The sequence below is a fragment of the Stenotrophomonas sp. ATs4 genome, from assembly GCF_051861585.1.
GTDB classification, from domain to species: Bacteria; Pseudomonadota; Gammaproteobacteria; order Xanthomonadales; family Xanthomonadaceae; genus Stenotrophomonas; species Stenotrophomonas maltophilia_AS.
On the sequence record NZ_JBLYPK010000012.1, the window covers coordinates 114,106 to 126,993 of the forward strand.

Sequence of the window (12,888 nt, forward strand, 5' to 3'; positions counted from 1 at the left end):
AGCGCGGCGGCTCGTCGCGTCGTAGAATATTGGCCCCGCCGCTCGCCCCAGCCCTGCCGACATGTCCGATTCCGCCCTGCTCGCCCTGTCCCCGCTCGATGGCCGCTATGCCGGCAAGGTCGACGCCCTGCGCCCGATCTTCTCCGAGTACGGCCTGATCAAGGCCCGCATCACGGTCGAAGTGGAATGGCTGCTGGCCCTGGCCGCCGAGCCTGGCATCGTCGAGCTGGCGCCGTTCTCCGACGCCGCCGTCGCCCGCCTGCGCGCCCTGGCCGCCAGCTTCAGCCCGGCCCAGGCCGCGCGCGTGAAGGAGATCGAGCGCACCACCAACCATGACGTCAAGGCGGTGGAGTACTTCATCAAGGAACAGCTGAAGGACGACGCCGAGCTGGCCCCGGCGCTGGAATTCGTGCATTTCGCCTGCACGAGCGAAGACATCAACAACCTCAGCTATGGCCTGATGCTGGAACAGGCCCGCCGCGAGGTGCTGCTGCCGACCCTGGACGGCATCGCCACCGCACTGCGCACCCTGGCCCATGCCCAGGCCGGCCAGCCGATGCTGTCGCGCACCCATGGCCAGACCGCCTCGCCCACCACCCTGGGCAAGGAACTGGCCAACGTGGTCGCCCGCCTGGAGCGCCAGCGCAAGCAGATTGCCGCCGTCGAGCTGACCGGCAAGATCAACGGCGCGGTCGGCAACTACAACGCCCACGTCGCGAGCTACCCGGACGTGGACTGGCCGGCCTTCGCCGAGCGCTTCGTGACCGGCCTGGGCCTGGTGTTCAACCCGTACACCACGCAGATCGAGCCGCACGACAACATCGCCGAGATCGGCGATGCCGCACGTCGCGCCAACATCATCCTGATCGACCTGGCCCGTGACATCTGGGGCTACGTTTCGCTGGGCTACTTCAAGCAGCGCCTGAAGGAAGGCGAAGTCGGCTCGTCGACGATGCCGCACAAGGTCAACCCGATCGATTTCGAGAACGCCGAAGGCAATTTCGGTATCGCCAATGCCCTGTTCGAGCACTTCAGCGCGAAGCTGCCGATCAGCCGCTGGCAGCGTGACCTGACCGATTCCACCGTGCTGCGTGCACTGGGCACCGCGTTCGGCCACAGCCAGGTGGCGCTGGATTCGCTGGCCAAGGGCCTGGGCAAGCTGGAAGTGAACCCGCAACGCCTGGATGCCGATCTGGACGCAGCCTGGGAAGTGCTGGCCGAGGCCGTGCAGACGGTGATGCGCCGCCACGGCCTGCCGAATCCGTACGAGCAGCTGAAGGCACTCACCCGTGGCCAGGGCATCACCGCCGAGTCGATGCGTGCGTTCGTGGAGACGCTGGCGCTGCCAGAGGAAGCCAAGCAGTCGCTGCGTGAGATGACCCCGGGCAGCTACACGGGTCTGGCTGAGGCGCTGGCTCGCAAGATCTAAGGGTTTCCTTTGCGGCGGCGGCCGCGTGCGCTGCCTGCGGCAGGCTTGTACTGCCAGGGCAAAGGCAACGTCAAAGGCGGCTCTGGGTTATTGCCTCACTTGGCGGGGCGGGTTGGGTTCGCGGGGGACGCCGTAAACCCATCCCTGGGGGCTTGGCCGCGGCATCCATGCCGCGGACACCCCCGCGAACCCAACCCGCCCCACCTCTGACAGATTTCCGGTGACGGATCGAAGAGCGTTGGATTGTCGGGACGGAATTTGAAAGGGGGACGCGGCTTCGCCGCGTCCCTCTTTGTTTTTGGGGCGCCTGCAAATTCCCGATGGCGGATGCTCATGTAGATCCACGCCATGCGTGGATGAGCTTGCTCGGGAAAGCTCATCCACGCATGGCGTGGATCTACAGGCTTCTGATTTTCTTCTTCCATTCCGTGGCGGGCCGCGCAGGAAACTGTCAGGGGCCGGGCGGCTTTTGCTTGTGAACCACCCCGCCACGAGGGGCTCCGCCGTTGGCCGGAACCCCCGCGACAATCCCGCGCACGTGCGCAATCCCCACGAACGGCGGACAATGCAGATCTCAGGTGGCCCGCCACGCCGCCCCTCCCGCTTTCCGCTGCAAGGATCTCCCCCATGGCCTCCCGCAAGTCCTCCGCCCCCCTGATCGAAGTCACTGCCCGCCCCGGCCAGCCGCTGGGCATGGCGCCGGCCACCTTCCTGCGCGATTTCTGGCAGAAGCGCCCACTGCTGATCCGCAATGCCTTCCCGGATTTCCAGACCCCGGTGCAGCCGGAAGACCTGGCCGGCCTGGCCTGCGAAGAGGGCGTGCTGGCGCGCCTGATCGAACATGACAAGACCCAGGACAGCTGGCGCGTGCGCAGCGGTCCGTTCCAGGAAGACATCTTCCCCGCCCTGCCCGACCACGACTGGACCCTGCTGGTACAGGACGTGGACAAGTGGGACAAGGACGTGCGTGCACTGATCGAGCACTTCAGCTTCCTGCCGCGCTGGCGCATGGATGACGTGATGATCAGCTTCGCCGCCACCGGTGGCTCGGTCGGTGCCCACGTCGACCAGTACGACGTGTTCCTGCTGCAGGCCCAGGGCCATCGCCGCTGGCAGATCGACGCCAGCGAATCGATCAAGGGCAAGCAGCCGCCGCTGGGCTTCCGCCCGGACGTGGAGCTGAAGCTGCTGCAGGTGTTCAAGCCGACCCACGACTGGGTGCTGGCGCCGGGCGACATGCTGTACCTGCCGCCGAACGTGCCGCACCACGGCGTGGCCGAAGATCCCTGCCTGACCTTCTCCTTCGGCATGCGTGCGCCGGCGTCGGCCGAGCTGATCAGCGACTACCTGGACACCCTCATCGCCGATGCCGACGAGAACATCCGCTACCAGGATGGCGACCTGAAAGTACCGGCCGACCCGAACGAAATCGACACGGTGGCGATGGCACGGGTGATCACCGCGCTCAACGCCATCCGCATGAACGACCCGGACAAGCTGGGTGACTGGTTCGGCCGCTTCATCACCACCTACCGTGCCGCCGGCGAAGTGATGGCCCATCAGGCCGCACCCGCACAGGAAGAAGTGGTCCAGGCACTGGCCTCCGGGCTGCTGCTGCAGCGCCACCCGTGGGCGCGCCTGGCCTGGCGCCGGGCCAAGCGTGGCGCCAGCCTGTACGTCAGCGGCCAGGACTTCCCCCTGTCGGTGAAGGACGCGCAGCGCCTGGCCGGCGCCGAGCAGCTCGACGACGCCGCGTATCGCGGCCTGTCCGACAAGGGGCGCGCGGTGGTCCAGCAGTTGCTGGTGGGCGGTGTGTTCCAGCTGATCGACCCCAACGAACTGTATGACGCCGAAGACGAGGACGACGGCGAGGACGCCGTGGTGCTGGGCGAAGTCATCGAAGGCCGTGAGCGCGTGGAGGCGATCGACGCCGACGCGGTGTCCGACGACGTCCACTCCGTGACCGTGCACGACGACGGTATCGAGGTCATCGTCAACTTCGAGGACGACGAGGAAGACGACAGCGCTGGCCGCGCCTGAGCCATCGTCATGATCCGGGTCCAGCATGTCAGCCACGCCGACGCCCACGTTGCCATCCACGAGGTGCGCCAACGCGTGTTCGTGCAGGAACAGGGCATCGCCGCCGAGCTGGAGCGCGATGCGCTGGACCCGGTCAGCGCCCACGTGCTGGCGCTGGACGGCGACGGCCAGCCGGTTGGCACCGGTCGGCTGGCCCCGGATGGCCGCATCGGCCGTATGGCAGTGCTGGCCGGTCACCGCAGCCACGGGGTCGGCGAGGCCCTGCTGGAGGCGCTGGTCGAGGCCGGGCGCCGGCTCGGCCTGGCCGAGCTGCACCTGCACGCGCAGTTGCCCGCCTGTGATTTCTACGCCCGGCAGGGCTTCCTGCCTGAAGGCGAGGTGTTCCAGGAGGCCGGCATCGGCCACCTGCAGATGCGCCGCCGGCTGGGCATGCCCAGCGCCATCGGCAGCCGCGCCGAGGCGGTGGCCGTCACCACCGCCATCGTCCACCGCGCCCGTCGCCAGCTGTGCCTGCACAGCCGCCAGCTGGACCCGGGCCTGCTGGATGCGCCCCCGGTGCAGGCCGCTTTGCGCCGCTTCGTCACTGCCCGCCACGACAAGCAGCTGCGAGTGATCGTGCACGATGCTGCCGCGATCGCATCCTCCGGCACGCCGCTGCTCGCGCTGGCCCAGCGCCTGCCCAGCGTGGTCCAGTTCCGCGAGGTCGCCGACCCGGTCGACCGTGCGCTGGCCTCGGCCTGCCTGCTCAACGATGCGGGCGACTTCTACTTTCGTCTGATCGGCCATCGCATCGACGGCGAAGCCGGCATCGCGCTACCAGCACGTTCGCAGCCGTTCGAGCAGCAATTGCAGCGCGTCTGGGACCGTTCGCGCGATTGCAGCGAACTCCGCGCACTCGGCATCTGAGCCGGCGCAGCTGACCCAACCTGTCTGGAAGCGGCACCGGGGGACGCGCGATGCCCTTGGTGGTGCCCCTTCGTGTCCGGTTGGGGGTACAATTTGGCTGTTTGAACGCGCCCGTGCACGGCTATTCATCTTCGTGCCGGGTCCTTCTGAAGCCATACCCCACAAAGCGAATCAGCACCCTCCATCGTGGACAATCAACTGAAGCAGTTTGCGCAATCTTCGCAACTCGCCGGCGGCAACGCCTCCTATGTCGAGGACCTGTACGAGCAGTACCTGGTCTCCCCGGATAGTGTCGATCCCAAATGGAAAACCTACTTCGACGGCTTCAAGGGCCGCGAAGCAGGTGACATTCCGCACTCGGCTGTCATCTCCCACATCGCGGACGCGGCCAAGGATGCGCTGAAAGCCGGCACCGGCAGCGGTGCAGGCGACGAGCGTGAGCGCAATGTCGGTCGCCTGATCACGGCCTATCGCTCGCGCGGTCATCTGGACGCCCGCCTGGACCCGCTGGGCCTGGCCGCTCCGGTCAACACCCCGGATCTGGGCCTGCCGTTCCACAGCCTGTCCGATGGCGACCTCAACAGCGAGTTCAGCACCGGCGGCGTGGGTGGTCAGCCGCGCATGAAGCTGCGTGACCTGCTGGCACGCCTGAAGGCGACCTACACCGGCTCGATCGGTGCAGAGTTCATGCACATCTCCGAGGTCGAGCAGCGCCAGTGGATCTACAAGAAGCTGGAACTGGCCGGTGGCAACTACCAGCTGGACGCTGACACCCAGCGCCGCACGCTGGAACGCCTGACCGCAGCCGAAGGCCTCGAGCGCTACCTGCACACCAAGTACGTCGGCCAGAAGCGTTTCTCGCTGGAAGGCGGCGACTCGCTGATCCCGATGATGGACACCATCATCCGCAGCGCCGGCAAGGATGGCGTCAAGGATGTGGTCGTGGGCATGGCCCACCGTGGCCGCCTGAACGTGCTGGTCAACACCCTGGGCAAGAACCCGCGCAAGCTGTTCGACGAATTCGAAGGCAAGTTCGAGCACGACGAGCACGCTTCGGCCGGCGACGTGAAGTACCACATGGGCTTCTCGGCCGACGTGTCCACCGAAGGTGGCCCGGTCCACCTGGCGCTGGCGTTCAATCCGTCGCACCTGGAAATCGCTGACCCGGTGGTTGCCGGTTCGGTGCGTTCGCGCCAGGAGCGCCGCAAGGACACCGCGCGCAAGCAGGTGATGCCGATCCTGATCCACGGCGACGCGGCCTTCTCCGGCCAGGGCGTTGTCATGGAACTGTTCCAGATGTCGCAGGCACGCGGCTTCGCCGTGGGCGGCACCGTGCACATCGTGGTCAACAACCAGGTTGGCTTCACCACCTCCAATCCGCTGGATACGCGCTCCACGCGCTACGCCACCGACGTGGCGAAGATGATCGCCGCGCCGGTGCTGCACGTGAACGGCGATGATCCGGAAGCGGTGGTGTTCGCCGCGCAGCTGGCCTTCGAGTTCCGCCAGACGTTCGCCAAGGACGTGGTCATCGACCTGATGTGCTACCGCCGTTGGGGCCACAACGAGGCCGACGAACCGGCAATCACCCAGCCGCTGATGTACCAGGTGATCCGCAAGCACGCCACCACCCGCGAGATGTACGCCGAGCAGCTGGAAAAGGCGGGCGTGATCGCCGCCGGTGCCGGCAAGGCGATGGTCGATGCCTACCGCGAGAAGCTGGACGCCGGTGAAGTGACCACCGAGCTGGCCAAGGTCGAGAAGACCCCGCCGAGCAGCCCGCTGTTCGTCGATTGGCCGAAGCTGCTGGAAGGCAAGCTGTCCGACCCGATCTCGACCAAGGTCGAGAAGAACAAGCTGGTCGAGCTGGCCAAGCTGATCAACAACGTGCCGGAAGAAGTGCAGCTGCACTCGCGCGTTGCCAAGGTCTACGACGACCGTCGCAAGATGGCGGCCGGTGAGATCCCGGGCGACTGGGGCTTTGCCGAGAACCTGGCCTACGCCACCCTGCTGGACGAAGGCAGTGCCCTGCGCCTGGTCGGCCAGGACGTCGGCCGCGGTACGTTCACCCACCGCCACGCGATCCTGCACGACCAGAAGACCGACAACTACTACCTGCCACTGCGGCAGCTGGTGGATTCGCCGGAGAAGGCCACCATCATCGATTCGCTGCTCAGCGAAGAAGCCGTGATGGCCTATGAGTACGGTTTCTCGACCACCGATCCGAACACGCTGTGCATCTGGGAAGGCCAGTTCGGCGACTTCGCCAACGGCGCCCAGGTGGTGATCGATCAGTTCATCGCTGCCGGCGAAGCAAAGTGGGGCCGCATTTCCGGCCTGACCCTGCTGCTGCCGCATGGTTATGAAGGGCAAGGCCCGGAACACAGCTCGGCGCGCCTGGAGCGCTTCCTGCAGCTGTGCGCGCTGGAGAACATGCTGGTAGTGGTGCCGTCGACCCCGGCACAGGCCTTCCACATGCTGCGTCGTCAGCAGCACCTGACCACCCGCAAGCCGCTGGTGGTGATGTCGCCCAAGTCGCTGCTGCGCCACAAGCTGGCCGTGTCGACCCTGGACGAGCTGGCCAACGGCGAGTTCCAGCACCTGATCGGCGATGCCAACGCGGACGCCAAGAAGGTCAAGCGCGTGGTGCTGTGCTCGGGCAAGGTCTACTACGACCTGCTGGAAGACCAGACCAAGCGTGGCCAGGACGACGTGGCGATCATCCGCGTGGAGCAGCTGTATCCGTTCCCGCGTGCGCTGCTGGCCGCCGAACTGAAGAAGTACGGCAAGGCCACCGACGTGGTGTGGACGCAGGAAGAACCGCAGAACCAGGGCGCGTGGTACCAGATCCGCCACCACCTGCAGTTCTGCCTGGCCGATGGCCAGAACCTGCACTACGCCGGTCGCGCACGTTCGGCTTCGCCGGCTGCCGGTCACATGGCTGACCACGTCCGCGAACAGCAGCAGCTGGTCGCCGACGCACTGGTCAACCCGTTCAACGACTCGTTCGCTGAATAACTCTCCCCCTATTTAGAAGACAAACCAGGAAGCTCCCGCATGGCCACCGAAGTCAAAGCCCCGGTACTGCCCGAATCCGTCGCCGACGGCACCATCGCCACCTGGCACAAGAAGGTGGGCGACGCCGTCAAGCGCGACGAAAACCTGCTTGACCTGGAAACCGACAAGGTCGTTCTGGAAGTGCCGTCGCCGGTTGATGGCGTGATCAAGGAAATCAAGTTCGCCGAAGGCGCGACCGTGACCTCCAGCCAGGTCGTGGCGATCATCGAAGAAGGCGCCGTGGCCGCAGCCCCGGCTCCGGCCGCTGAAGAGAAGAAGGCTGAGGCTGCTCCGGCTGCAGCAGCCGCTGCTCCGGCGGCAGCCGCTGCTCCGGCCCCGGCTGCCAAGTCGTCGGCCGATGCGCTGCCGCCGGGCGCCCGCTTCACCGCCATCACCGAGGGCGTGAACCCGGCCGATGTCGACGGCACCGGCCGTCGCGGCGCGGTGACCAAGGAAGACATCGTCAACTTCGCCCGCAACGGCGGCGCCGGCAAGGCCGGTGGCGCACGTCCGGAAGAGCGCGTGCCGATGACCCGCATCCGCAAGCGCATCGCCGAGCGCCTGATGGAGTCCAAGAACTCCACCGCCATGCTGACCACCTTCAACGAAGTCGACCTGTCCAAGGTCTCGGCGGCGCGCAAGGATCTGCAGGACGAGTTCGTCAAGGCGCACGGCATCAAGCTGGGCTTCATGAGCTTCTTCGTGAAGGCCGCTGCCAACGCGCTGCAGCGCTTCCCGCTGGTCAACGCCTCGATCGACGGCGACGACATCATCTACCACGGCTACTCGGACATCTCGATCGCCGTGTCGACCGAGAAGGGCCTGGTCACGCCGGTGCTGCGCAACGTCGAGCGCATGTCGTTCGCCGACATCGAGCGCACCATCGCCGACTACGCCAAGAAGGCCCGTGACGGCAAGCTGAGCCTGGAAGAACTGCAGGGCGGCACCTTCACCGTGACCAACGGCGGCACCTTCGGTTCGCTGCTGTCGACCCCGATCATCAACCCGCCGCAGAGCGCCATCCTGGGCATGCACGCCATCAAGGAGCGTCCGATCGCCCAGAACGGCCAGGTCGTGATCGCGCCGATGATGTACCTGGCGATGTCCTACGATCACCGCATCATCGACGGCAAGGACTCGGTGCAGTTCCTGGTGGACATCAAGAACCAGCTGGAAAACCCGGGCCGCATGCTGTTCGGCCTGTAAGCGACCTCCCGCCCCTCCGCGCCTGCGCGGAGGGGTTCTGGTAATGCAACAAGGAATAATTCAATGGCTGAACAATTCGACGTCGTCGTCATCGGTGCCGGCCCGGCCGGTTACCACGCTGCCATCCGCGCTGCACAGCTGGGCCTGAAGACCGCCTGCATCGACGCAGCGCTGGGCAAGGACGGCAAGCCGGCCCTGGGCGGCACCTGCCTGCGCGTGGGCTGCATCCCGTCCAAGGCGCTGCTGGATTCCTCGCGCCAGTTCTGGAACATGGGCCACATCTTTGGCGACCACGGCATCAGCTTCAAGGACGCCAAGATGGACGTCGAAGCGATGGTTGGCCGCAAGGACAAGATCGTCAAGCAGTTCACCGGCGGCATCGCCATGCTGTTCAAGGCCAACAAGGTCGCCACCTACTACGGTTTCGGCGAGCTGAACGCCGACAACGTGGTCAAGGTCACCCAGCATGATGGTTCGGTCGTGGAGCTGAAGGGCACCAACGTCATCATCGCCGCCGGTTCGGATTCGATCGAACTGCCGTTCGCCAAGTTCGACGGCGACACCATCGTCGACAACGTCGGCGGCCTGGACTTCACCGAAGTGCCGAACCGCCTGGCCGTGATCGGCGCCGGCGTGATCGGCCTGGAGCTGGGCAGCGTGTGGAAGCGCCTGGGCGCTGAAGTCACCATCCTGGAAGCACTGCCGGAGTTCCTGGCCGTGGCCGACGCCGAAGTGGCCAAGACCGCTGCCAAGGAATTCAAGAAGCAGGGTCTGGACATCCGCCTCAATGCCAAGGTCTCCAAGACCGAGATCACCGGCAAGGGCAAGAAGAAGGAAGTCATCGTCACCTACACCGACGCTGAAGGCGAAAAGACCCTGACCGTGGACAAGCTGCTGGTGGCCGTCGGCCGTCGCGCCGCCACCAAGGGCCTGCTGGCCGAAGGCACCGGCGTGAAGGTCAACGAGCGCGGCCAGATCGAAGTCGACGCGCACTGCCACACCGGCGTCAACGGCGTGTGGGCGGTCGGCGACTGCGTGCGCGGCCCGATGCTGGCGCACAAGGGCTTCGAGGAAGGCATCGCGGTGGCTGAGCTGATCGCCGGCCTGCCGGGCCACGTCAACTTCGACACCATCCCGTGGGTCATCTACACCGAGCCGGAACTGGCCTGGGTTGGCAAGACCGAAGCGCAGCTGAAGGCCGAAGGCATTCCGTACAAGGCCGGCAGCTTCCCGTTCGCCGCCAACGGCCGTGCCGTGGCGATGATCGAGCCGGCAGGTTTCGTGAAGATCCTGGCCCATGCCGAGACCGATCGCATCCTCGGCATGCACCTGGTCGGCGCCAACGTGTCCGAGCTGGTGCACGAAGGCGTGTTGACCATGGAGTTCAGCGGTTCGGCCGATGACCTGGCCCGCATCTGCCACGCCCACCCGTCGCTGTCGGAAGTGATCCACGACGCGGCGATGGCTGTGAGCAAGCGCGCCATCCACAAGGCGAACTGATCGACCTTCCGGGTGGGTGCCGACCGTTGGTCGGTACTCCCCTGCAAACAGAAAACCCCGCTTCGGCGGGGTTTTTTGTTGCCTGCAACGGTGCCGCGTGACTTGACGCTGCAATACTGCGGTTCAATGATCGCGGCATCTACCATGGAAGGAACGCCATGCGATCGATCCCCCTCGCCCGTACATCGCGCACAGCGGCGGTGATGTTGATGGCCGCACTTGTTCCGCTGTTGGCCTATGCAGCCGAACCGCTGGAAGGCGACTACCGCAGAGCCCCGGTCCAGCCGGTCGAGGTGAGCCTGCTCGGCTCCAACCAGATCAGGATCCGCTACAGCATGCCGGGCGAAACCCTGTTCCACTCACCCGGGGTCGATTACAGGTCTGCCGACGGCACCCTGCAGATCGCCATTCGTCGCTGCGGTATCAAGGACAGCGGCTGTACCGCCACGACCAAGGCTACCGCGCCAAAAGGCAACCCGTGGCGGCCGGAGGTCGTGCTGCCCTACCGCGGCGAGAAGATCATGATGATGTACAGCGATGGCCAGCAGCAGGTCATCCCTGCAACGCCCTCACGCTGATCCGGAGGCCTCGCCTGCAGCAGCGCCTGCCAGTTCCTGCATGAACACCTGCGTTGCGCGCGAAGCGCGTCCCGCCTGCGAACTGACCAGGCCAAACACGCGCCGAATGCCCGGCTGCACCGGCAGCACCCGCAGGCCATGAAGATCGTCCGGCAACGTCGATTCCGGCACCAACGAGACGCCCAGCCCCTCACGGACCAGCACGCACGCGCTGGCCCAGTCGCGCACGGTCACCCGTACGTCGTTCAACTGCAGACCGGCGTCCGCCATCAGGCGCTGACCGTTCACCGCACAGCCCCCTGTTGCGAGGATGAAGGGCTCGGGCGCCAGCTCGCTCAGCGCCACCCCGCTTTCCGTGGCGCGCCGCGCCAGCGGATGGGTCTGCGCAAGCACCGCCATCCATCCGTCGCTGCCCAGCATCAACGGGGCGCGATCGGCAGCGGGATTCATCACCACTCCGGCGTCGACCGTGCCTGATTCAAGCCAGCGCTCCACCTCCTCGTCGGTTCCCTCCACCACCACCACCTCGATGCCCGGGTGACGGCGCTGGAAGTCACGCAACAACGCTGGCAGCAGGCTGGAAACGAGCGACGGGAAGCTCGCCAGGCGGATGCGTGCGCCACTGAGCCCCTGGCTGTCATCGGCCAGCGCGCGGATCGCCTGCAGGCCGCCCAGCATGATGCGTGCGTGTTCGATCACCCGTTGCCCGAGCGCGGTGATCTCAACCTGACGCCGCTCGCGCACGAACACCGCAAACCCCAATGAGGATTCCAGCTGGGCCAGGGCCTGGCTGGCACCGGACTGGCTGATGCCGACGCGATCAGCGCCGCGCGAGATGGTTCCCTCGTCGGCCACGGCAACCAGCAGGCGCCAATGGGCAAGATTCATCATGACAGGCAGTAGTCCAGCTTATGGCAGGAAAATCGAAGATTGATTTTACCGGATACCGCTCGCCCAGCAGACTGCCTCGCATCGGCTGGTCCAGCCGTCCCTTCCCCCTCGAGACTGTCCATGAAGCTGTACTACGCGCCCTACACCTGCTCACTGTCGCCCCATATCGTGCTGCGTGAGCTTGGCCTGCCCTGTGAACTGATCAAGGTCGACAACACCACCAAACTGACCGCCGATGGCCGCGATTTCCGCACCATCAACCGCAAAGGCTATGTAGCGGCGCTGGAACTGGATGACGGGCAGGTGCTGACCGAAGGCCCGGCCATCGTCCAGTACCTGGCCGACCTGAAACCCGAATGCGCACTGGCCCCGCCCGTCGGCAGCTGGGAGCGGGTACGACTGCAGGAGTGGTTGAACTTCGTGACCAGCGAGATCCATGCCGGCTCGGCGCCGCTGTTCAACGCCGATCTGCCGGAAACGGCCAAAGCCTTCTTCCGGCAGAAGCTGTTCAAGCGCTTCGATCTGCTGCAGGACACGTTGGCGGCGCAGGACTTCCTGATGGGGCCCGACTTCAGCGTGGTCGATGCCTACCTGTTCACGGTGCTGGGCTGGTGCCGCTTCTTCTCGATCGATCTGGCGGCGTGGCCGGCCCTGCCTGCCTACATCCGCAGGGTCAACGCGCGGCCGGCCGTGCAGGCAGCGCTGCGTGCCGAGGCAGCATGAGGGGGAGCCGAGCATAGGCTCGGCGCTACACCTTTCCGGCGGGCTTCTTCGGCGGATCGTCGCAGATGCGATGCTGCACCACGGACTCGCCGATCTTCCATTCCTTCACCACACGGCACCGCTCCCTGGCCTGCGGCTTCACCGTTTTTGCCGCTGCGGCGTCAGCCTCGTCGGCCGCAGCCGTCTGCTGGCGTTCCAGCCACACTGATGGCGGTGCTGAAGGTGCGGCCAGTACCGGGCCCGCCAACAGGACCAGACCCGCCAGCAGCACCGACTTCATGCGGGAACCGCCCGGCCGCCGAGCATCCGTGCCGGCAGCATGAACAGCGCGCGCAGGAAAGCGAACAACGCCGAGAAGGTGATGCCGACCAAGCGGAACGGCAGGCTCAGCAGCCAGACGAACGGCCATGCGATGAGGGCGAGGATCGCCAGCGGCCAGCACAGTACGAACAGCAGGCACCACACACCGAGCGCGAACAGGGTCTTCATCACGGTCTCCTTGTGGCGGCACCCTGCCGCCTGGAACCACCCTGCCGCCCTGCCCGGCGGGCCGCAAAC

Annotated in this window: 11 protein-coding genes; 8 read left to right on the plus strand and 3 right to left on the minus strand. The window is 66.1% G+C overall.

All coding sequences use genetic code 11. The features are described from left to right. The first annotated feature begins 61 nt into the window (after nucleotides 1–61). From purB to ABR323_RS19525, 7 genes are all read left to right on the plus strand, one after another. Nucleotides 62–1,429, plus strand: coding sequence for an adenylosuccinate lyase (gene purB / locus ABR323_RS19495; RefSeq protein ID WP_439450484.1), 1,368 nt, complete (start codon nucleotides 62–64; stop codon nucleotides 1,427–1,429). Nucleotides 1,430–2,056: 627 nt separating this feature from the next. Next, entirely contained in the window at nucleotides 2,057–3,469 is a 1,413-nt protein-coding gene (locus ABR323_RS19500) for a ribosomal protein uL16 3-hydroxylase (protein ID WP_439450485.1), read from the plus strand. A gap of 9 nt (nucleotides 3,470–3,478) precedes the next feature. Beyond that, a complete protein-coding gene (locus ABR323_RS19505; RefSeq protein ID WP_439450486.1) occupies nucleotides 3,479–4,375 on the plus strand; it encodes a GNAT family N-acetyltransferase in 897 nt (298 codons plus the stop codon). A gap of 186 nt (nucleotides 4,376–4,561) precedes the next feature. Then, nucleotides 4,562–7,393: a 2-oxoglutarate dehydrogenase E1 component gene (locus ABR323_RS19510; protein ID WP_439450487.1), complete on the plus strand. Its 2,832-nt coding sequence runs from the start codon at nucleotides 4,562–4,564 to the stop codon at nucleotides 7,391–7,393. Between the two features lie 39 nt (nucleotides 7,394–7,432). After that, nucleotides 7,433–8,638 carry a dihydrolipoyllysine-residue succinyltransferase gene (gene sucB, locus ABR323_RS19515; RefSeq protein ID WP_135274417.1) on the plus strand — a complete coding sequence of 402 codons (1,206 nt, stop codon included), beginning with the start codon at nucleotides 7,433–7,435 and terminating at the stop codon, nucleotides 8,636–8,638. A 63-nt stretch (nucleotides 8,639–8,701) separates the two neighbouring features. Beyond that, the gene (gene lpdA / locus ABR323_RS19520; RefSeq protein WP_135274418.1) at nucleotides 8,702–10,138 is read left to right on the plus strand and encodes a dihydrolipoyl dehydrogenase; all 1,437 of its coding nucleotides are present in this window, start codon (nucleotides 8,702–8,704) and stop codon (nucleotides 10,136–10,138) included. 158 nt (nucleotides 10,139–10,296) lie between these two features. Further along, entirely contained in the window at nucleotides 10,297–10,716 is a 420-nt protein-coding gene (locus ABR323_RS19525; protein WP_439450488.1) for a hypothetical protein, read from the plus strand. On the opposite strand, the gene ABR323_RS19530 is transcribed toward ABR323_RS19525, so the two are convergent. Continuing rightward, nucleotides 10,708–11,607 (minus strand): LysR family transcriptional regulator, encoded by a 900-nt coding sequence (locus ABR323_RS19530; RefSeq protein WP_439450489.1) that lies wholly within the window; start codon nucleotides 11,605–11,607, stop codon nucleotides 10,708–10,710. The two genes, ABR323_RS19525 and ABR323_RS19530, sit on opposite strands and share 9 nt — an antisense overlap. Before the next feature lie 120 nt (nucleotides 11,608–11,727). Here ABR323_RS19530 and gstA point away from each other — a divergent pair, with 120 nt between their 5' ends. After that, the gene (gene gstA / locus ABR323_RS19535) at nucleotides 11,728–12,330 is read left to right on the plus strand and encodes a glutathione transferase GstA (protein ID WP_135274421.1); all 603 of its coding nucleotides are present in this window, start codon (nucleotides 11,728–11,730) and stop codon (nucleotides 12,328–12,330) included. Between the two features lie 25 nt (nucleotides 12,331–12,355). Here gstA and ABR323_RS19540 read toward each other — a convergent pair whose 3' ends face one another. Both ABR323_RS19540 and ABR323_RS19545 read right to left on the minus strand, forming a co-directional pair. Further along, on the minus strand, nucleotides 12,356–12,610 hold the full coding sequence (locus ABR323_RS19540; protein ID WP_439450490.1) for a hypothetical protein: 255 nt from the start codon (nucleotides 12,608–12,610) through the stop codon (nucleotides 12,356–12,358). After that, a complete protein-coding gene (locus ABR323_RS19545; RefSeq protein WP_005417525.1) occupies nucleotides 12,607–12,819 on the minus strand; it encodes a hypothetical protein in 213 nt (70 codons plus the stop codon). The genes ABR323_RS19540 and ABR323_RS19545 overlap by 4 nt, the downstream gene beginning before the upstream one ends. Between the last annotated feature and the right edge of the window lie 69 nt (nucleotides 12,820–12,888).